Below are 20,563 nucleotides of genomic sequence, written 5' to 3'. Positions count from 1 at the left end.
ATGCACCGCGTCAGGGTGTGGCCCGTCAAGTGACAGGGCCGTCCCGTCGCCGAAATGCCCCCTCCACACAACCCCCCGGAGCTCCGCCCATGCCGTTCGGTGCCACCCACAGCGGCTTCGGCGGCGACCGCCGCTTCCCCGGCCGACCCGCCCCGGCCGACCGTTCACCGCACCACTCGCCGCTCCAGGCGACCGCTCGTCGACGCTCCCCGCCCATCGTCTGTCTCCCGACCCGGGCATGGGTTCGGATACGCCACGCAACGGTGTGACCCACACGACAGACGCTCCCGCACGAAAGGTGTTGGCCATGGCGACCGCGACCGCTTCCGCGACGACCGACGAGGGGGCCCTCGCGGACCTGCAACGTGAACACGGCCCCGCCCTCCTCACCTTCCTCCAGGGGCTGACCTACGGGGACCAGATGCGGGCGGAGGACCTGCTCCAGGAGACGCTCGTCCGCGCCTGGCAGCACCCCGAAGCGTTCGACGGACCGTACGAGTCCATGCGGCCGTGGTTGTTCACCGTCGGCAGGCGGCTGGCGATCGACGCCCGCAGGTCCCGACTCGCCCGCCCCACCGAGATCGGTGACGGAGTCCTCGCCACCACCCCCGATCCGGCCGATCTCACGGAGACGGCCGTGGCGGTCCTCGATGTCCGCGCGGCGGTGGAGTCGCTCAGCCCCGAACACCGTGCGGTGCTGATCCGGCTCTACTTCCAGGGGCTGAACGTCAAGGAGACGGCCACGGCCCTGGGCATTCCCGCGGGCACCGTGAAGTCGCGCTCGTACTACGCCCTGCGCGCCCTGTCCCGATGCCTCCCCGGCTACGCCCGTGCCCGCACCGCCCTCGGCCACCGGGGCGCTTGACCCGTTCCTGGCGGGAGGAGGCGGGAACACCCCCGCCTCCTCCCGCCAGGAACGACAACCGCCAGGAACGACACCCCCACCACCCGATCCTGGCGGTTGCCGATCTGCTGCGGCACGGCTTCGGTCGACGGCCCTCGAGCGCATCGACTCCCCCTGGCATGGCCACCACAGATTGATCGCCCACGTCTCGACGACCCCACCGGTACCCCCTTGCTCTGGGGCCACGGCGACGGGCCACGGTTATGCCAAACGTCACGGTGAAGTTGAGTAAAGAGCCGCCCGCAACCGTCTCACTCGGTAGAGGCTCGTCTCCGAGTCGGCACACGCAGTCGTCCGGAAGAAGGTGGGAAGGGTGCAGCCAGAGAGTACGAACGGAACCAGCGGGCGCGCGCTGGCGATTCCAATGGCGTGGCTCTGCGCCGAGTACATCGCCGACGAAATGCTCCGGACCAGTTCCCTGGTGGAGAGCGGCTCACTGGAGTACCGAGCGGGGCGCGAGACCCTCGCCCTGACCATCTGCCTGGCCGACGGCTCCGACGAAGCGGCCGGACTGCGGTCTGCGTTCCGGATCGAGGAGTGGCTGAACCTTACGACGTACGGCCATCCCTGGTCCGAGTGGGTGATGGAACGCATGGCGGACCGCGAGGACCGTGAGGAGGGCATCGGTGGCAGACCGGATCCGGACCTCTCCCTCGCCCGGAGTTCCTGGCGCTGGCTGAGACAGACCGAACTACTCGCCGCCGACCTGGGCGACAGCGAACCGTGGCACCCCGCAGGACCCGCCGATGCCGTCGTGGACGAGTGCACACAGATATGGACACCGGCTTGGCAGTTGGGGCTGCCGCTCAGCCATCTGGCCATCCACCTCTACTGACTCCGTTCGACGTCGGTTCCGGACCCCACACCCCGCACCCGACCAGCCCCGAGCCGGCCGCCCTCGAACCATTCCCCGCCCGGGCGGCCGGGGCCCGCTCAGCCCGTGATCCGATGGCCCGGGGACGAATGGACGCCCGCCCGGTACTTGGGAATCCGTACGGTGATCTTCATCCCGGCGCCGATGCCCGTCTCGATGACGAGCCCGTGATCGTCCCCGTACACCTGGCGCAACCGCTCGTCCACATTGCACAGACCCATCCCCGCCGACCCGGTCCGCTCCCCCGCCAGGATGCGGCGCAGCACGGCCGGGTCCATCCCCACCCCGTCGTCCTCGATCGTCACCATCGCCTCGGCCCCGGCGTCCTGGGCGGCGATGGTCACCCGGCACTCCTCCGGGGAGTCCTCCAGACCGTGCTTGACCGCGTTCTCGACGAGCGGTTGGAGGCAGAGGAAGGGCAGAGCCACCGGAAGCACCTCGGGGGCCACCTGGAGGGTCACCTTAAGCCGGTCGCCGAAGCGGGCGCCCGCCAGAGCCAGGTACTGCTCGATCGAACGCAGTTCATCGGCGAGGGTCGTGAACTCGCCATGCCGTCTGAAGGAGTACCGGGTGAAGTCGGCGAACTCCAGCAACAGCTCACGAGCGCGACCGGGGTCAGTGCGGACGAACGAGGCGATCGCGGCGAGCGAGTTGAAGATGAAATGGGGCGATATCTGAGCTCGTAGGGCCCGGATCTCCGCCTCGATCAACCGGGTCCGGGAGCGGTCGAGTTCGGCGAGCTCCAGTTGCACGGAGACCCATCGGGCGACTTCGGTGGCCGCACGCACCAGGACGGCCGACTCCCGTGACCCATAGGCGACCAGGGCGCCGAGCACCCCTTCCTCACCGGTCAGGGGCGCGATGACGGCCCAACGCAAAGGGCAGTGGAGGTCGTCGCACTCGGTGTGGACACAGCGGCTGCGCCCGGAGTCGAGCATGGCCGTCACATGCCCCATCACCCGTCGCTCGTGGTGGTCCTCGCCGGGTCCGTCCCAGGCGAGGACCCGTTCGCGGTCGGTGAGGCACAGGGCCTCGGTGCCCAAGAGGGAGCGCAGGTGTTTGGCCGCCTTGCGGGCGGTCTCCTCGGTGAGCCCGGCGCGCAGGGGTGGTGCGGCGAGCGATGCGGTGTGGAGGGTGTGGAAGGTGGCCCGCTCCACGGGCGTTCCGAGGTCGAGATCGGGGCGGCTGCCCCGGCTTGCGCTGATCCGTCCGATGACGACGCCCACCACCAGGAGGACGACGCCCGCCGCGGCGAGTGCGGCCATTCCCGTTCCGGTCATCGTTCTCTTCCCTCTCCCGGATGTCTGGTCGAGACGGAGTCCGGCGGTCTGCCCGCCAGGTCCTCGGGCAGGTGCAGCCGGGCGAGGATCGCGATGGCACCCGCGGGTACGTGCCGTGGGGTGGCCAGCGACACCAGGGTCATGGTGAGGAAACCGAGGGGCACGGACCACACGGCGGGCCAGGCCATCAGGGTGTGGGCCCAGCCCTCGGGGGCGAGTCCGGCGCGGGTCGTCATCACCGCGGTGAGCGCGGAGCCACCGCCGATGAGCAGGCCCGCCACGGCTCCCGGTGGAGTGAGCCCGCGCCACCAGATGCCGAGGACGAGGAGCGGACAGAAGGAGGAGGCGGAGACGGCGAACGCGAGGCCCACGGCATCGGCGATGGGGACATGGGTGGTGAGGGTGCTGACCAAGGCGGGCACGGCCATAGCCAGCACGGTCGCGAGCCGGAAATGGCGTACGCCGCGGGAGGGCAGCACGTCCTGGGTGATGACCCCGGCAACGGACATGGTCAGCCCGGATGCGGTCGACAGGAACGCGGCGAAGGCGCCACCGGCCAGCAGTGCGCCCAGGAGATCGCCCGCCACTCCGCCGATGATCCGTTCGGGCAGCACCAGGACGGCGGCGTCCGCATCACCGGTGAGGGCGAGTTCGGGGGCGTAGATCCGGCCCAGGGCGCCGTAGACCGGTGGAAGGAGGTAGAAGGCCCCGACGAGCCCGAGCACCACGAGGGTGGTGCGGCGGGCGGCGCGCCCGTCCGGGCTGGTGTAGAAGCGGACGGCGACGTGCGGGAGCCCCATGGTGCCCAGGAAGGTGGCGAGGATCAGCCCGTAGGTGGCGTAGAGGTGGTAGCCGTCGCGTCCACCGGCCAGGGGTTGGGACCAACTCGACGGATCGGCGCCCGACGAGATCCGCTCGGGGACCTCGGTGCCACGGGCCAGACCGAGCAGTGTGCCCTTCTCGATCCGGTGGGCACCTTCGTCGAGGGTGAGGGTCCGGTCCTGGTACGCGTGCCCGTCGACCTCCCCGCTGACGGTGATGGTCAACGGCTTCGACAACTCCATGCGTACGGTGTCGTCGACGCGGACCTCGGTGTGCTCGCGCAGGACGGCCGGGGCGTCGAAGCGGGCGCGGGGGGCGTCGTCGTCGGCCCATGCCGCCAGGAGGAAGAGTGCGGGCACCAGGAGTGCGGTGAGCTTGAGCCAGTACTGGAACGCCTGGACGAAGGTGATGCTCCGCATGCCGCCGGCGGCGACCGCACCGACGACGACCAGGGCGACGATCAACCCCCCGAGCCAATCGGGCGCGCCGGTGAGGATCTCCAGGGTGAGCCCGGCCCCTTGGAGTTGGGGCAGGAGGTAGAGCCAGCCGATGCCGACGACGAAGAGGCTGGCGAGCCTGCGCACGGCGGCGGATTCCAGCCGGGCTTCGGCGAAGTCGGAGAGGGTGTACGCACCCGAGCGGCGCAGCGGTGCGGCGACCAGGACCAGGAGGACGAGATAGCCGGCCGTGTAACCGACGGGGTACCAGAGCATGTCCGGGCCCTGGAGGAGTATCAGACCGGCTATGCCGAGGAAGGATGCGGCCGAGAGGTACTCGCCGCTGATGGCGGCGGCGTTGAGGCCGGGGTTGACCGTGCGGGAGGCGACGTAGAAGTCGGATGTGGTGCGCGATATGCGCAGCCCGAGGCCGCCGATGAGCACCGTGGCGAGGACCACGACGGTGACGGCGATCACCGCATACGCCTGGTTCACCGGTGTTCCCCCGCCCGCACCGCTCAGCGTCCTTCGACGAGCCTGAGGAAGTCCCGCTCGTTGCGTTCGGCCCGGCGTACGTACCAGCGTGCGGTGAGCCACATGACCGGGTGGACGCCGAACCCGAGGGCGCCCCAGACGACGGGGCCGGGAGACAGGGATTCACCGTCGAAGGCGGCGGGGAGCGCGAACAGGAGCGGCAGGGTGGCGACGCAGAGCACCAGGGTGCCGAGCGCCAGTAGGGCCGCACGGAGTTGGCTGCGCATGAGGGAGCGCACATAGGTGGCGCCGAGGGTGGTGTGTTCGCTGATCTCCGACCGCGCGTGGGTGTGGCCCGGGGGTCTTCTCGCGCTGCGGGGGACCCCGGTGACCACCTCGCGGCGGGGGCGTTGCTCTGCCGACATGGCCGTCCGCTCCAGCGTCTGTGGGTGAACTCTCTGCGGAGGTGTGGAGTCTACGCACGCGGGTTTTCCGACGGTAGGCGCCCCGACCGCTCGGGGTTCGGATCGCTCGGGGTTCGGGTCGCTCGCCGTGTCAGGGAGCCGGTCGGCCGTCGGGGGATCTGGTGTGTTGCATCAACAGGTCGCGCAGTTGGCGGGCGTGCCGGCGGCTGACGGCGAGTTCGGCGGTGCCGACCCGGACGGTGGTGGTACCGGCGTCGAGGCGTAGTTCGTCGATGCGGGAGAGCGAGACGAGATGGCTTCGGTGGATGCGGACGAAGCCCCGCGCTGCCCAGCGCTCCTCCAGTGTGGAGAGCGGGACGCGCACCAGATGGCTGCCCTCGTCGGTGTGGAGCCGGGCGTAGTCGCCCTGGGCCTCGACGTAGGCGATGTCGTGGATCTGGATGAAGCGGGTGACTCCTGCGAGTTCCACGGGGATCTGGTCGGAGCTGCTCTGCACGGGGGCGGTCGCGGCTGGCGGGTTGACGAGCTGGGCTGCTTGGGCGGCCTGGTCACGGACGCGCCGCACGGCCTCGGCGAGCCGTTCCCGTCGCACCGGTTTGAGGACGTAGTCGACGGCCTTGAGGTCGAAGGCTTGGACGGCGAAGCCTTCGTGCGCGGTGACGAAGACGATCAGCGGCGGGCGGGCGAAGCTGGCGAGGAGCTTGGCGACGTCGAGACCGGTCAGCCCGGCCATGTGGATGTCCAGGAAGACGACGTCGATGCCGTCGATGTCATCGGGTCCGGCGTCGAGGGCCCTGCTGATGCGGCGCAGGGCCCCGGTCGCGTCATTGGCCCCTTCGGCGCTGGTGATGTGAGGGTCGGAACGCAGCAGATAGAGCAGTTCCTCCAGTGCTGGTCTCTCGTCATCGACGGCCAGTGCACGCAGCATGGTGCGGATTCTAGGGCCTTTCTTTCGGATCGGGCCGGGGTTGGTACGCACTGTCGGTGGCGGGTCATCGGGCGGGGTGAAGGAAGGGCGGACTCGCTGTCGGCGGCGGCTTCGGAAGCTCACCGTCCGCAGGGGGATCGTCACTGTTCCGGGGGTGGTTGAGCACAGCGGGTGTGCGATGCGTATGGAACGGAGACCGATCGCACCGCGCATCCGCTGTGCTCAACCATTGAATCGAGGGGCCCATGGACATCCGGCAGCACCATCAGGATGTGGCGGCCTATGCACTGGGGGTGCTGGAGCCCGGCGATGCATTTCGGTTCGAGGACCACCTCGCAGACTGCGGCCTGTGCGTCCTGGAACTGTCCGGGTTCGCGTCGGTGGCCGCGGCGATGGCGGAGCTGAGCGAACCCGGCGTACCACTCGTCCAGGCGTCGCCCGGGCTGTTGGACCGACTCACCCGAGATGTGGCGCGCACGCTGCGGCGCAGCCGACACAGGCGGCTGCGGCTGGCGGCGGCTGCCGCGGCACTCATCGTCGTGCTGCCCGCGGCGGTGTGGTTGGTCCGGGCGGGGCTGGATGCAGACGGCTCGGACGGTCCGGGATTACGGGTCACTGCGACCGACGCCTCGACCGGTGTGACGGCTTCCGCGGTGGTGGAGGACCGGGCGTGGGGCACGGCGGTGGCCCTGCGTCTGAGCGGAGTGAAGGGACCCGGCTCCTGCCGGCTGATCGCCGTCGGCGCCGACGGTGTGGAGCGCCCGGTCCTCAGTTGGCGGGTTCCCGCGAAGGGGCACGGGACGGCTTCCGGTGGCGCGCCGCTGGTCATCGAGGGTGGTACCGACCTGCCCAGCCACTTGATCGGACGCTGGGAAGTGCGCGACGCGAACGGTAGGACCCTGGTGGCCCTGGGCGGCTGAGTGCGTCCTACTTGAGCAGTCGGGACAGCCGTCGGTCGGCCAGGGGTTTGCCGCCCGTCTGGCAGGTGGGGCAGTACTGGAGCGAGGAATCGCTGAACGACACCTGCCTGATGGTGTCTCCGCAGACCGGGCAGGGCTCGCCGGTGCGGCCGTGGACCCTGAGCCCGCTCTTCTTCTCCGCCTTGAGCCGCCCCGCGGCGATCGGCCGGGCACGTTCGACGGCGTCCCCGAGTGTGGTGCGCAGGGCTTCGTACAGGGCGGTGATCTCGTCCTCGTCCAGACGGTGCACCAGTTGGAAGGGGGACATCTTCGCCGCGTGCAGGATCTCGTCGCTGTAGGCGTTGCCGATGCCCGCGATCAAGCCCTGGTCGCGCAGTGCGCCCTTGAGCTGTCGCCGCTCACCGGCCAGGAGTGCCGCAAAGGCCGCACGGTCGAACTCCGCCGACAGGGGATCGGGGCCCAGTCGGGCGATGGCGGGCACCTCGGCGATGTCGTGGACCAGATGGACGGCGAGCCGCTTGGTCGTGCCCGCTTCGGTGAGGTCGAAGCCGCCACCCGATGCCAGCACGGTACGGAGCGCAAGGGGGCCCTTGCCCGGGCGGGGCGGGGTGGCGGGGTACTCGTCGTGCCAGCGCAGCCAGCCGGCGCGGGCCAGGTGCACCACGAGGTGGAGTTCGCCCACGCCGATGTCGAGCCATTTGCCATGTCGCTCCACGGCGGTGACCTCGGCGCCCTCGACCGCACTAAGCGGGGGGTCGTAGGTCTTGAGGACATTGATGGCCAGCGGCAGGACCCGAGCGATCCTCTCTCCGGCGAGACGATCCCCGAGGAAGCCCCTCAGAGATTCCACTTCAGGCATTTCCGGCATGCGTCCAGAGTGCCGCAGCCCACGGGAAAGTGCAGATTCATGCACTCGGCGGAGTCTCGGGGGATCTCTGGGCGGGCGCGGGCCGGGCTCGATGCTGTGTGAGGCCGACGGGATCAGGGGGCCAGTAGTCGTAGTTCCGCCAACTCGTCCCGGAGGCACTGCGCCAGGAGGTCGAGGTCCGGTACCGCCTTGCCGTCCACGACCAGACCCACGTGGACCTTGCCGCCGTAGGTGGTCAGCGCCACGGCAAGCGCCTGCCCCCGGGGCAGCGGAGCCATCGGATAGATCTCCTGGAGCGGCCTGCCACCCAGCGAAAGGGCCGAGCGGGGCAACGGGACGCTGGTCACGAGGACGTCGAAGAGCATCCGGGCCGCGCCCTGGGCGAAGGGAGCGCCGAACCGGTGGGCGAGGGGCGGCAGCTGATCCGCGAGTACGGCCAGAGCGCCCGCTCCGCGTGAGGGACCGGCCGCCTTGTTGCGGTCCATCGCTGCTCGTACGGCGGCCAGCCGCAGCCGCGGATCGGGTTCGGCGACCGGGAGTTCCAGCAGATAGGCGGAGAGCTTGTTGCCCGAGCCGGGTGGGCTGCCGGGGCGGCGGCGGGAGACGGGCACCAGGGCCCGCGGCCCGCTGGCGGGTAGTTGCTCGCCGCGGAGGTGGGCCCAGCGCCGCAGGCCACCGGCGACGACCGCGAGGAGTACATCGTTGGCCGTGCCGCCCGTCTCCCGGCGGACACTGCGCACCTTCTCCAGGTCCAGGATCACCGTGCCGAGCCGCCTGGTGCCGCTGGAGCCGGCGGTGAGCGCGGGCAGCCCTCGGGGGTCGAAGCGGCTGGCGCGGACGACGGAGGCGCTGACCCCCACCGCACGCCCAAAGTCGTCGATGCGGTCACGGGCGAAGCCGAGGAGCCGGGCGGGGTCGCTGAACCACGGTCGATCGGGAGCCGGCCCGGATCGGCCGACGCGTGCTGCTCGGGCTCCGGCGATCTCGTCGAAGATCCCGGCTCCGATGGCGACCGCGCGCATCCCGTCCGCGAGGGCGTGGTGGAGTTTGACCAGGACCGCGAAGGGTCCTTCGGGCTCGCCGGTGAGGAGGTACATCTCCCACGGCGGCAACCCTCGCGCAAGCGGGCGCTCCATGAGCTCGCCGGCGACGGCGGTCGCCGCGGCCCGGAAGTCCCCGGTGGGCAGGCGCACATGGTGGACGTGACGTCGTACGTCGAAGTCCTTGTCCACGGCCCAGACCGCTCCGCCGACGGGCACGAGCACGTCTTGGACCCGCATCCGCAGCCGCCGAATCGCGCAGGCGCGATCGGCGAGGAGTTCCCGCACCTCCTCGTCGAACGGCCGGCCGGTGCGGGGAGCATCCTCGGCCGGTGCGAAGAGTGCGAGCGCGCCGAGGTGCATCGGGTGGCCATCGGACTCAAGGTGCCAGAAAGCCAGATCGAGGGGGGCGAGAAGCTCGCTACTCACGGTGTCCTCATGTCCTAGAAGGAAGACCTACAGGCCCAGGCAAAAGGGCGATGTCCCGCACACAATCGCAGCCCATCGCAGTCAATCGCCTTTATTCGGTTACGGTCAAGTACGATCAATTTACGGACAGTTAACACCCGGATCAGGGAAGGCGCCCCTTCGATCTGCTCCGGATGGTGCGGTCCGACCGTTCCGGATCATGCCCTCCGGCTGATCGGATCGATGTGCTCAGGCTGCTCCGGGGTCGATGCGCTCCGGTTGCATCGCTCGATCTCGACCGGAAGGACGTCACTGCCGGTCATCACCCCCGTCGACGCCGCCCTGCCGCCTTCCCCGTCCGCCGTGCCCGACGGGGAAGGCATTCAGTCGAGCCGGTCCGGCACGGTGAACTCGCACCACACGCATTTGCCCGTACCGCGGGACTCCACTCCCCAGGCGTCCGCCAACTGGTCCACGAGGAGCAAGCCCCGTCCGGAGACTCCGGACAGATCGGCCTCCCTGCGCCGTGGCAACGCGCTGGAGCGGTCCTCGACCTCCACCCGCAGCCGCCGCTGTGGTCCCACCAACACCCTGACGGTCACGATCGCTCCGCCGTCGGTGTGCATCAGGGCATTGGTGATCAGCTCATCGGCCGCGAGCTCGATCTCATCGGAGCGCTCCCGAGCTCCCCAGGCGCGCACCGCCGAGAGGACCATGTGCCGGGCCGAGCGCAGGGCCTCCGGCTCGTTCTGCGCCACGCTCTGTTGCAGTCGGCCGCCCGAGCGAGGGGTGACGGTCCCCCGACGGCGCAGCAACAGGATCGCCACATCGTCTTCACCACCGCGTTCGTCCACGACCTCGCACAGGTGATCGGCCAACCGTTGGAGGTCGCTGGGGCCGCTGCGCACCAGCGCGGTCAGCATCTGCATCCCGTCGTCGAGGTCGGCGCCGGGCTGTTCGACGAGGCCGTCGGTGTAGAGGATCAGGGTCTGCCCCGGGTCCAACTCGACGGTGCTGACGGGGTACTCCAGCCGTCCGAACTCGGCCGAGAGCCCCAGGGGAAGCCCCCCTTCGACGGGGAGTCTGCGACAACTGCCGTCCGTGTCTCGCAGGAGGGGATCGACATGGCCGGCACGCACCACCTGGACGACGCCGGTCGCCGGGTCGGCCTCGGCGTAGAGGCAGGTCGCGAAACGGTCGGTGTCCAACTCGTCGAGGAAGATCGAGGCCCGGGCCATCACCGTGGCCGGGGTGTGCCCTTCGGCCGCGTAGGCGCGCAGGACGATGCGCAGTTGTCCCATGACGGCCGCCGCGTCCGTGTCGTGCCCCTGAACGTCTCCGATGACCGCACCGACCCGGCCGCCGGGGAGGGTGATGATGTCGTACCAGTCCCCGCCGATGTCCCGGCCGATCCGTGCGGATCGATAACGCACCGCGATCTGCGCGCCGGGCACTGCGGGGATCCGGCGCGGCAGCATGGCCTGCTGGAGCCCTTCGGCGAGATCGTGTTCCTGGTCGTAGAGGACCGCGCGCTGGACGCTCTGCGCAATGCTGCTGCCCAGCGCGACCAGGACATTGCGATCCTCGGAGCTGAAGCCGGTGCGGTCGCTGTAGAGCAGGCCGAGCGCACCGATCGGACGGGCTTGGGCGATGAGCGGCAGATAGGCCGCCGATACGATGCCGAGTCCTTCGAGGTGCGGCCAGAGGACCGGGTAGGACTCGGCGAAGTCGGCCTGGGACTCGATGAAGCGGGGGGCGAGCGTCCGTACCACCTCGCTCATCGGGTACTCGTCCTCGACCCGGGTCCAGCGGGTGCCGGGGATGAAGGCGTGCGTCGGCCCCTCGGCCACCAGATGGATGCGACCGCCCGCCTCCAGCAGCCCCATCACCAGGCTGGCCGCGCCGAAGTGCTCCAGGCCGTGGGAGGCGGTGAGGACGTCGATGACGTCCTGGACGGTTCGGGCGTGTGCGAGCGCCGCGGTGGTGGACTCGACCACGCTGGTCTGCCGTCTGCGGTGGACGTCGGCCTCGGCTCGGGCGGCGGAGTCGGCGAGTTCCTCGGTGGCGTCGCGGACGATGCCGATGATCCGCTCGGGACGACCGTTCCCGTCCCGGCGCACGCACCCTTGGGTGTGGGTCCAGCGCAGCCCGCCGTCACGGCGACGGATGCGGAAGTAGACGCCGTAGTTCTCATTGCCGTTCTTGAGCGCCTGGGCCACCTGGGAGTCCAGCCGGGCGGCGTCCTCCGCCGGCATCCGGTCGGTGAGGCTCGCCCGGTAGCCGTCGTAGTCACCAGGCCGCAGTTCCAGCACCTGGAGCGCGGAGTCGTCCAGATGCATGAGTCCGCTGGCCAGGTCCCAGTCGAAGCTGCCCATGCGGTTGAAGGACAGACTCAGATCGGGGCCGACCGGCCAGTCGTCGGGAAGCGACAGGGCACCCGCTGCCCGATCAACCATGGAGCCACTCTGCCATCATTTGTCAGATTCTTCGACTGATTGGGCAATTAAATTGATATGCCCACTTTATTGAGATTTCTAACGTATGGCACTTAGGGGGAGATCACCGAGCGCCCGACCCTCTGCGCCCTCGCACCGCCGAGCCTGGCCTCGCTCAACCGGTGAAGGTGTCCGGTGCCACGAGTTGCTCCACCGGCGACTCGGGGTCGGACGGGACGTCCTCCGGCGGCACATCCGGGTCGACCGGCGGCGGCAGGAGCTCGCTCGGGAGCTCATCCGGCTCGGACGGTTGCTGATCCGGGCAGAGCGACGGTTGCGCCGGCGTCACCTGGTCGAGGGTGTCGGGCACGGGAGGACAGTCCGTGGGCGTGGGACCGTCCGGCAGTGTTCCCTCGTCGGATGCGGTCGGGTCGTCCGGCTCTGCCTCGGAGGCGGACTCGGACGGGTCGGGCACCGGAGGATAGGTGTAGATGTCGTCCGGGGTCACGGGCGGCAGCACTTCGGGGCTCTTGTCCGACTCTCCGTCGCTGCCCGTCTTCCGGTCGATCCAGGTGCTGGACACCACATCGACGATGACCAGGCTGGCGATCGTCTGCGCCGCGGGCTTCACCACGACGACCCGGTCCGGCTCATAGCCGGCCCACGCCCGCCCCTTGTGCACGACGGCGCCTTTAGCGGCGATCGGCGGGCGCAGGGGGTTCCCACAGGCACAGCGCACCCGCGGGGTGCCCTGGCGGTCCACCAGCACCGCCGTGCCCGCCTGGAGCACGGCCTGGTAGCGAGCGGCGGCGCCGCCCCGATACCCATGACTGGTGACCCGTGTGTCGGCCCGCAGCACCACCGGAGTGAGCTCACTCATGAACCCCGGCAGGGCGGTCGGTGAGATTCCCGCGCCACGCGCCCATGACCGGGCCTTTGCGGTATCGGCGTGGAGGAGGGTGGTCTGTCGGGCCGCATCGCAGTTGCCGATGGACTGGATGCCGCCGTACAGGCCGGGAGTGGAGCCCGAAAGGGTGCGCAGGGTCTGCCCCTTCAACCGGGTGTCACCGCCCCCGGCAGCCGGGGGCTGCGGTGCGGGCGAAGTGATCGCCCGTGCGGTCGACTCCGTGTACGGATCGGGTCCCCGGGCTGCGGCAGCCTGGAGGAACACCTCCTCGTCCGGCTCCGACGCCGCGATGGTGTCCCCGCCGCACCCCGCGATCAGCAGCCCACAGGAGAGCGCGACGGACAGGACAACGGCCGCTGACCATCGACGACGCACGGAACGCACGGACATCTCCCGCCACTAGACCCTCGCTGTACTCACCAGTTCTGCCGGACTACCGACGGGAGCGCTACCGGAACGCGCTCAAACGGGTGGGGGCGCACTCCGGACGGGCCTGAGGTCCTCAGTGCATCCCCCATCGGTCCGGCTGAACAGTGTTCGCAGCCATGCGGGGTCCTGAACGGCACCGGGCAGCGCTCAGGAGCCCGGCCGTTCACGGAGAGCAGCAGAGATCAACGATGGTCGGCGGCGGAGGTCAACAGCGGTCGGCGGGCCGCAGTCAGCCGTCGTCCGTGAACCACGGTCGTTCGACGCTCGGCCGCCCGACGCTCGGCCGTCCGGCGGATGTGACCGCGCCACGACTCGGCCGCTCGGGCCGATACTGAGCGATGGAGTGGTTCGTCGATGGTGACTACTGGTGGAGCCGGTTGCTCTTCCAGCGCGTGTTGGCCGCGGTGTACCTGGTGGCTTTCCTCACCGCTGCCCGGCAGTTCCGCGCGCTGATCGGGACGGACGGAATGCTCCCCGCACCCGCCTATCTGCGGGCGACCTCATGGCGGAGCGCCCCCGGTCTCTTCCGGCTGCACTACTCGGACCGACTGTTCGCCGTGTGCTCCTGGGCCGGAGTCGCGCTCTCCGCAGCCCTGGTCCTCGGTGCGGCGGACCGACTACCCCTGCCGGTGGCGATGGCTTGGTGGGCCGTGCTGTGGCTGCTCTATCTGTCGATCGTCAACATCGGTCAGACCTGGTACGCCTTCGGCTGGGAATCGCTCCTGCTGGAGACCGGATTCCTGGCCGTGTTCCTCGGCAACGAGCGGACCGGGCCACCCGTACTCGTCCTCTTCCTGCTGCGCTGGGTCCTGTTTCGGGTGGAGTTCGGAGCAGGGTTGATCAAGCTGCGCGGCGATCGCTGCTGGCGCGATCTGACCTGCCTCTACTACCACCACGAGACCCAGCCGATGCCCGGTCCGCTCAGCTGGTTCTTCCACCGCCTCCCACGCCCGCTCCACCGGGTGGAGGTGGCGGCCAACCACTTCGCCCAGCTCGTCCTGCCCGTTCTGCTCTTCACCCCGCAGCCCGTGGCGACCGCAGCCGCCGTGGGGATCGTGATCACCCAGCTCTGGCTGATCCTGTCGGGCAACTTCGCCTGGCTGAACTGGCTGACCATCGCGCTCGCCCTCACCGCCGTGGACGGCTCACTCCTGGAGGCCGCCCCGAAACCCCTGCCGACCTGCCCGCTCTGGTACGAGATCACGGTAATCGCCATCGCCGTGGTCCTGCTGGTGCTGAGCTACCGTCCGGCGCTCAATCTGCTCTCGCGACGACAACAGATGAACCGGTCCTATGACTCCCTCCACCTGGTCAACGCCTATGGCGCCTTCGGCACGGTGAGCCGGGTGCGCCACGAGGTGGTGGTGGAGGGAACGGACGAGAAGGTCCTGCACCACGGCACCCGGTGGCGGGAGTACGGCTTTCGCGGCAAGCCCACGGACGTGCACCGACTACCGCGGCAGTTCGCCCCGTACCATCTGCGCCTCGACTGGATGATGTGGTTCGCCGCGCTCTCCCCCTCCTACGCCCGGCCCTGGTTCGGCCCCTTCGTCGAACGGCTACTGGCCGGCGACCGGGACACCCTGCGCCTGCTGGGGCACGATCCCTTTCCCACCACCCGGCCGGCATGGGTACGGGCGCGCCTGTACCGCTATCGGCTGACGACCGGGGCGGAGCGCAGGGAGACGGGCGCGTGGTGGCACCGGGACTTCGTCCGGGAGTATCTGCCGCCGACGCGCCTGGAGTGAGTCACCACAGGGGTCCCGACACCAGCGTGCCCCCCTGCCCGATCGGGCAGGGGGGCACGCTACGGGCGATTCGATCAGTCGATGCCCTGGAGGATGTGCGGCTCCGCGAGGTCTTCCTCGTAGCCAGCGAGCCGGATCGGGGCGGATCGCGCCCACACTTCGAGATTGCCGAGCTCGTCGGGCCGCACTGCCCGACCGGCCGCTCGTTCCGGCGGACGCTTGTCGTAATTCTTGGGGGGCTTGAGATCAGATGTCACCGCGCACTCCTCTGTGTCGCGTAACTGGGACGGGGGCGGTTCGGTCGCGGTGGCGCCGGCACTAGGGCGGGACCGCGGCCTGGTTGCAGACCTGTCCCAGGACGGTCAAGGGGCTTTTGTGAGCCCTTTGGTGGCGTCCGTGCCCATCAGACTAACCAAATGAGCGAAACGCCGCTCGATGGGGCTCACTCAACTCCTTATTTCAGGCCAACAAACCACATGGCTATGGAACTTGCGGCCATGGTGACGTGCGCCACTAAAACCCGGATGGAGTAATCGGGATCGGCATCGGCCAACCCAGCGCTGGGCCGTGGTCCACGCCGGCGCCGGGTACGGGACATCCGCCAGTGGAGTGAAAAGCCCGGCCCTTCCCGCAAGGGGATGGACCGGGCTTCATATGAGTGGTCGACAGGATCCGGAGTGGACTCCTCCGAAGGGCCCCCCGGCGATCTGCCTACCAGTTGGCAGGCGCGTAGTCCTTGAGGAAGCAGCCGTAGAGCTCCTCGCCCGCCTCGCCGCGAACGATCGGGTCGTAGACCCGGGCAGCACCGTCGATCAGATCGAGCGGGGCGTGGAACCCCTCGTCGGCCAGCCGCATCTTGTCGGGGTGCGGGCGTTCGTCAGTGATCCAGCCGGTGTCCACGGCGGTCATCAGAATGCCGTCGGACTCGAACATCTCCTGGGCGCTGGTGCGCGTGAGCATGTTCAAGGCCGCCTTGGCCATATTGGTGTGCGGATGCCCGGCGCCCTTGTAACCGCGACTGAAGACGCCTTCCATCGCGGAGACGTTCACGATGTACGTCCGCGGGGCGGATGCCGCGGCCATGGCCGACCGCAGCCGGCTGATCAGGATGAACGGCGCGGTCGAATTGCAGAGCTGGACCTCCAGCAGCTCGACCGGGTCGACCTCGGAGACCGTCTGCACCCAACTGTTGGTGTCATGGAGATCGGGGACGAGACCGCCCGCGTCGATCGCGGTGCCCGCCTCGATCCTGGCCGGCGTCGCGGAACCGGACACGAGGGCGAGCCCGGTGACGTCGGCGGCGGTCAGCCCCTCACCGGCAGCGGAGGGGAGTGCGGCCACGGACTCCACCGCACCGCTGCCGAAGGTGCCGATCACCTCGGCCGGCGGGAGGACGCCGGCAGGCAGCGGGGCGCTCTCCGCGACCACGAGCTCCCGGTACGCCTGGGGCGAGCGGCGCACGGTCTGTGCGGCGTTGTTGATCAGGATGTCCAGCGGGCCTTCGGCGGCCACGGAATCGGCGAGCGCCACGACCTGCGCCGGGTCACGGAGGTCGATGCCGACGATCTTGAGGCGCTGGATCCACTCGTCGCTGTCCGGCATGGCCTTGAAGCGGCGGATGGCGTCGTTCGGGAAGCGGGTGGTGATGGTGGTGTGGGCTCCGTCCCGCAGCAGGCGCAGCGCGATGTACATGCCGATCTTGGCTCGACCGCCGGTGAGCAGGGCGCGCTTGCCGCTCAGATCCGTCCGGGCATCGCGACGGGCACGGTTCTCGGTCGCGCACGCCTGGCACAACTGGTGGTAGAAGGCGTCGACCTCGGTGTAGCGGGTCTTGCAGATGTAGCAGGAGCGGGGACGCTGGAGTATCCCCGCGATCTCGCCCGTGGTGGACGTCGAGGGCAGCAGACCCTCGGTCTCGTCGTCGATGCGGTCGGCGGAACCGGTGGCGGTGGCCTCGGTCACCGCCTTGTCGTGAGCGGTCTTGGCGGCCCGGCGTTCCTGACGGCGGCGCTGCTTGACCGTGCGGTAGATACCGGCCGTGGCACGCCGAACGGTGATCGCGTCCGGGTGGTCGACGTCTAGTTTGTCCAGCTCATCGAGCACGCTGAGGCAGACGGCAAGCCGCTCGGGGTCGATGCCCGGTCCGTACACCAAGCTGTCCTCTGTCACCGTCATGACCGCAGTCGTTCCTCAATCGCTCAATACGCTGGGGGTTTCAAAAGCGCAACTTTACTGAGCAAAAGGGTGACGGCAAAATGCGCTCCCGGCTCGAACCCGGGGCCGGCCGGAGTTCAGCGCACCACTCGGGCGGGCGGGTGGTCGAAGACACAGTCACCGCAGAGCCCACCACCTGGAACGCGGTAGTAGAGGCAGCACGTGGCCCGGCGCAGACCGGGCCCGCGGACCGTGCCGGCGAGCGGGGGATCGCGCAGCAGTTCGCGGACCAGGACGGCGGCCCGTTCGGCGACGTCGATCCGGCCTGCGTTGCGGGCCCAGCTGTCGAGTTGGCGCCCGGCTCCGGCGAGCGCCGAGCCCGCGTTGCCCCACAGGAGTCCGCGGGCGACGGACGTGTCCCGGCAGAACGCGTCGGCGAGCGGTTCGAGATGAGCGACGCTCACGGTGGCCTGGATTCGGGCGGCGGTGCCCGGCACGGTCCTGACGGCCTCGGGGGCGCCGGGGGTCCGCAGCCAGAGGTCGTCGGGGGTACCGCGGTCCGGTGCCCAGTACAGGTGGTCGGGGTCCAGTACGGGTAGTTCGCCGAACAGTGCGGCCGAGCCCACGGCGATGGACCACAGTCGGGCCGCCAGACCCAGTTGCGCAATGGAGACCGCGATCCGGCGCTCGGGCGTGCGCAGCGCGCGTTCGACCGTGTCGACACGGTCGGTCAGGGGGTGATCGTCCCCGGCGTAGAGCCTGGCCAGCGGGGTCCCGGGCCCCTCGGGAGCCGAGGTCGGTACACCGTGTGCCTCGGGCGCCGCTGCATCAAAGGTCCGCAGGGCGAAGAATCCACCGATCGAACTGAGTTCCCCGAGATCCATGCGCCCCGTATGCAATCCGTCACCCCTTAGTGGTTACCCGTGGTCACGTTCGGCACGCGGGAGGATTGTCTGACATATCCCCACCCCCTCTGACCTGCTCAACCATCGCACATGGGACTTTTGGCCTACGCTCGTACTCCGTCGGCAGTACGTCCAATTGCCTGCTCAAGGACGACGCGGTGAGCGCCGAACAGAGAGATCGTGGTCTCTATGAGTTCCCTCATGCTGGCCGTGCTCCTTTCGCTGGTCTCCGCGGTCGCCTATGCGGCCGGGGCGATCATGCAGGAGCATGTCGCCGCAGCCACACCTGCCCGGCCGTACGCCCCCCTGCATCACGCAGGGTGGTGGTTCGCCGTCGCCCTGAACGGGTTCGGGGCGTTGTTGCACGTGGTGGCGCTGGCCTACGGTCCGCTGAGCCTGGTGCAGCCCCTGGGCGCCCTGACGATCGTCTTCGCCCTTCCGATGGCCGCCCTCTTCGTCCGGCGCAAGGCGGGGGCCACCGCCTGGCGTGGCGCCCTGATGGCGACGGTCGGACTCGCCGGCCTCCTCGCACTGGCCGGAGACGCCGGATCGCACACCCTTGGCACCGGTCAGCGCGGGGTTCTCGCCGCGGCCACCCTCGGGGCCATCGCCCTGATCTTCCTGGTCGCCCAGACCATCCACCGGCCCGTGCTGCGCAGCGTGCTGCTGGCCGCTGCGGCCGGCGTGGCCTTCGGAATCGCCTCGGTCTTCACCAAGACGGTCGCGATGAGTTGGGAGTGGGCCAGACCGCTGGTCCAATGGCCGACCCTGGCGCTGATCGGCCTGCTGGCCATCGGTGGCCTGCTGCTGTCGCAGGCGTCCTATCGGGGTGCGGGGCTCGCCGCCCCGCTGGCCACCGTGACGGTCGTCAACCCGGTGGTGGCAGCCGCCGTGGGCATCACCATGTTCGGCGAGGGCTTCCGCTACGGCGCACTGGGTACGGTCCTGGCGATCGGCTTCGGCGCGCTGGCCACGAGCGGTCTGATCCTGCTGACGACCGAGCGGCTGTCCGCTGGGCGCAAGGGTGACCCCTCGGCCGAGTCAGCGGCACCTCAGGAGCTTCTTGCGGAACTCGATCCGGACGCGGGCCCGGTCGAGCAGACCGTGGTGCTCGGTCCGTCCGCCGGGCCCCAGCCCCGTACGCCGCTGGTCTCAGAGCGAGACGCCGCCCGCCCTGAGGTAGGCGAGGGGGTCGATGTCGGAACCGTACCCAGGACCCGTACGAACCTCGAAGTGGAGATGCGGTCCCGAGCTGTTGCCGGTGGACCCTGAGCGGGCGATCCGCTGGCCGCTGCCGACCTCCTGCCCCGCGCGCACACTGAGTGCGGACAGGTGCGCGTACTGGCTGTACTTGCCGTCGTGGTGCCGGATGACGACCTGGTAGCCGTAGGAGCCGGCCCAGCCCGCCGAGATGACCCGGCCCGATGCGACTGCCTTCACCGAAGTGCCGGTGGCGACGGGGAAGTCCACCCCCGTGTGGTAGCCGCTCGACCAGGCGGAACCCGACTTCCGGTAGGGCGTACCGGTGGGTGCGTCGATGGGCGAGCTCAAGGTGGAGGTGCGGGTCGGCTTGCTGGCGCTCGCCGGCCGGGTCTCCTCCTTCTTGACCTTCACCGCCTGCTTCTTCGGCGGTTGCTGCTTGGGCGTCTGCTGCTTCGGCTCAGGACGCGGGGTGGTCTGCCGCTTCTCGGTCTTGTCGGGGGCCTTCCCGGGGGTCTTGTCGAGCCCCGGGGACTGCTGGCGCTCTTTGGTCGGAGCCTGCATGCGGAGGATGAGGCGCTGCCCGGGGTGGATCATGTCCGGGTCCGAGCCGATGACGGGCCGGTTCTGGCTGTACAGCCGCTGCCAGCCGCCTCTGACCTCTTCCTTCTTCGCAATCTTGGACAGCGAGTCACCCTGGGTGACGGTGTAGCCCTCGCGCTGGGTGGGAACCGTCGTCGGCGTGGCCTTGGGCTGCGCCGCGGGTGTCGATGCCGCTCGCTTGGGCGTGGCCTGCTTGGGCGAGGTGCGCTCGCTCTGTCCCCCCGCGCGTTCGCTGCGCTCGGTCGACTCACGGCGCTCGGGCGTCGTCTGTGGGGCCTCGCCACCACGGGTGAGACCGGCGCGCACCGAGCAGGTGGGCCATGCCCCGGGGCCCTGCCCCTTGAGAACCCGTTCGGCGACGACGATCTGCTGGGCCTTGCTGGCGAGGTCGGCACGCGGGGCGTACTCCCGACCGCCGTATGCCTCCCAGGTCGCCTGGGAGAACTGGAGACCGCCGTAGTAGCCGTTGCCGGTGTTGATCGTCCACTGGTTGGTGGACTCGCACGCCGCGACCTTCTCCCAGACATCCACGGAGGCGGCCTCGGCGGTACCCGCTCCCATCAGCGGAATGGCCATTCCCGCACCGCTCGCGGTCACGGTGAGGGAGGCTCGGTTGATACGGCTCGGCTGATATCGGCGGTGCCGACCGGTTGCGGCCATGGACAGGACTCCCCCACTGAACAGTTGGTCAGGTCACAAAAGGATCACGTTCAAATGGTCAACTTAAGTGCTCCATATGGGTGATGACAAGGGCTCAGTCCGGGCGCACCGAGGCAGAGGGGGCGGGAGAGCATCAAGCGCC

Annotated in this window: 17 protein-coding genes; 5 read left to right on the top strand and 12 right to left on the bottom strand. The window is 69.6% G+C overall.

The window, feature by feature from the left end:
- Positions 1–307 precede the first annotated feature (307 nt).
- Together OID54_RS32710 and OID54_RS32705 are read left to right on the top strand one after the other, a co-directional pair.
- Entirely contained in the window at positions 308–865 is a 558-nt protein-coding gene (locus tag OID54_RS32710; RefSeq protein WP_329025494.1) for a sigma-70 family RNA polymerase sigma factor, read from the top strand.
- Positions 866–1,217: 352 nt separating this feature from the next.
- Positions 1,218–1,739, top strand: coding sequence for a hypothetical protein (locus OID54_RS32705; protein WP_329025492.1), 522 nt, complete (start codon positions 1,218–1,220; stop codon positions 1,737–1,739).
- A 98-nt stretch (positions 1,740–1,837) separates the two neighbouring features.
- Here the strand turns inward: OID54_RS32705 and OID54_RS32700 are convergent, their stop codons facing one another.
- From OID54_RS32700 to OID54_RS32685, 4 genes are all read right to left on the bottom strand, one after another.
- Positions 1,838–3,058 (bottom strand): sensor histidine kinase, encoded by a 1,221-nt coding sequence (locus OID54_RS32700; protein WP_329025491.1) that lies wholly within the window; start codon positions 3,056–3,058, stop codon positions 1,838–1,840.
- On the bottom strand, positions 3,055–4,812 hold the full coding sequence (locus OID54_RS32695) for a sodium/solute symporter (RefSeq protein ID WP_329025489.1): 1,758 nt from the start codon (positions 4,810–4,812) through the stop codon (positions 3,055–3,057). Before OID54_RS32695 ends, OID54_RS32700 begins: the two co-directional genes overlap by 4 nt.
- Before the next feature lie 23 nt (positions 4,813–4,835).
- Positions 4,836–5,216 carry a hypothetical protein gene (locus tag OID54_RS32690; protein ID WP_329025487.1) on the bottom strand — a complete coding sequence of 127 codons (381 nt, stop codon included), beginning with the start codon at positions 5,214–5,216 and terminating at the stop codon, positions 4,836–4,838.
- Between the two features lie 130 nt (positions 5,217–5,346).
- A complete protein-coding gene (locus tag OID54_RS32685) occupies positions 5,347–6,144 on the bottom strand; it encodes a LytR/AlgR family response regulator transcription factor (RefSeq protein WP_329025485.1) in 798 nt (265 codons plus the stop codon).
- 245 nt (positions 6,145–6,389) lie between these two features.
- Here OID54_RS32685 and OID54_RS32680 point away from each other — a divergent pair, with 245 nt between their 5' ends.
- Positions 6,390–7,064, top strand: coding sequence for a hypothetical protein (locus tag OID54_RS32680; RefSeq protein ID WP_329025484.1), 675 nt, complete (start codon positions 6,390–6,392; stop codon positions 7,062–7,064).
- 7 nt (positions 7,065–7,071) lie between these two features.
- On the opposite strand, the gene OID54_RS32675 is transcribed toward OID54_RS32680, so the two are convergent.
- The 4 genes from OID54_RS32675 to OID54_RS32660 form a co-directional block, all read right to left on the bottom strand.
- Complete coding sequence (locus tag OID54_RS32675; protein WP_329025482.1) at positions 7,072–7,932, bottom strand: Fpg/Nei family DNA glycosylase; 861 nt, start codon at positions 7,930–7,932, stop codon at positions 7,072–7,074.
- Between the two features lie 113 nt (positions 7,933–8,045).
- Positions 8,046–9,401 carry a wax ester/triacylglycerol synthase family O-acyltransferase gene (locus OID54_RS32670; protein WP_329025480.1) on the bottom strand — a complete coding sequence of 452 codons (1,356 nt, stop codon included), beginning with the start codon at positions 9,399–9,401 and terminating at the stop codon, positions 8,046–8,048.
- Between the two features lie 362 nt (positions 9,402–9,763).
- Positions 9,764–11,836, bottom strand: coding sequence for a SpoIIE family protein phosphatase (locus OID54_RS32665; protein ID WP_329025478.1), 2,073 nt, complete (start codon positions 11,834–11,836; stop codon positions 9,764–9,766).
- Between the two features lie 154 nt (positions 11,837–11,990).
- A complete protein-coding gene (locus OID54_RS32660; protein WP_443055716.1) occupies positions 11,991–13,112 on the bottom strand; it encodes a DUF6777 domain-containing protein in 1,122 nt (373 codons plus the stop codon).
- A 377-nt stretch (positions 13,113–13,489) separates the two neighbouring features.
- Between OID54_RS32660 and OID54_RS32655 the strand changes: the two genes are divergently transcribed.
- Positions 13,490–14,899, top strand: coding sequence for a lipase maturation factor family protein (locus OID54_RS32655; protein ID WP_329025474.1), 1,410 nt, complete (start codon positions 13,490–13,492; stop codon positions 14,897–14,899).
- A gap of 74 nt (positions 14,900–14,973) precedes the next feature.
- Here OID54_RS32655 and OID54_RS32650 read toward each other — a convergent pair whose 3' ends face one another.
- The 3 genes from OID54_RS32650 to OID54_RS32640 all read right to left on the bottom strand — a co-directional run bounded on the left by OID54_RS32650 (position 14,974) and on the right by OID54_RS32640 (position 17,937).
- Positions 14,974–15,156, bottom strand: a complete 183-nt coding sequence (locus OID54_RS32650; RefSeq protein ID WP_329025473.1) for a hypothetical protein — start codon at positions 15,154–15,156, stop codon at positions 14,974–14,976.
- Between the two features lie 454 nt (positions 15,157–15,610).
- The gene (locus OID54_RS32645) at positions 15,611–17,074 is read right to left on the bottom strand and encodes an SDR family NAD(P)-dependent oxidoreductase (RefSeq protein ID WP_329025470.1); all 1,464 of its coding nucleotides are present in this window, start codon (positions 17,072–17,074) and stop codon (positions 15,611–15,613) included.
- 116 nt (positions 17,075–17,190) lie between these two features.
- On the bottom strand, positions 17,191–17,937 hold the full coding sequence (locus OID54_RS32640) for a (2Fe-2S)-binding protein (RefSeq protein WP_329025468.1): 747 nt from the start codon (positions 17,935–17,937) through the stop codon (positions 17,191–17,193).
- A 210-nt stretch (positions 17,938–18,147) separates the two neighbouring features.
- On the opposite strand from OID54_RS32640, the gene OID54_RS32635 reads away from it, so the two are divergent.
- Positions 18,148–19,230 (top strand): DMT family transporter, encoded by a 1,083-nt coding sequence (locus tag OID54_RS32635; protein ID WP_329025466.1) that lies wholly within the window; start codon positions 18,148–18,150, stop codon positions 19,228–19,230.
- On the opposite strand, the gene OID54_RS32630 is transcribed toward OID54_RS32635, so the two are convergent.
- Positions 19,111–20,421, bottom strand: coding sequence for a transglycosylase family protein (locus OID54_RS32630; RefSeq protein WP_329025464.1), 1,311 nt, complete (start codon positions 20,419–20,421; stop codon positions 19,111–19,113). The genes OID54_RS32635 and OID54_RS32630 overlap by 120 nt on opposite strands.
- Positions 20,422–20,563 lie beyond the last annotated feature (142 nt).

The organism is Streptomyces sp. NBC_00690, from assembly GCF_036226685.1.
GTDB lineage: Bacteria > Actinomycetota > Actinomycetes > Streptomycetales > Streptomycetaceae > Streptomyces.
Note: the sequence above shows the minus strand (reverse complement) of the source record. Positions and strands in the feature narration are given on the sequence as shown.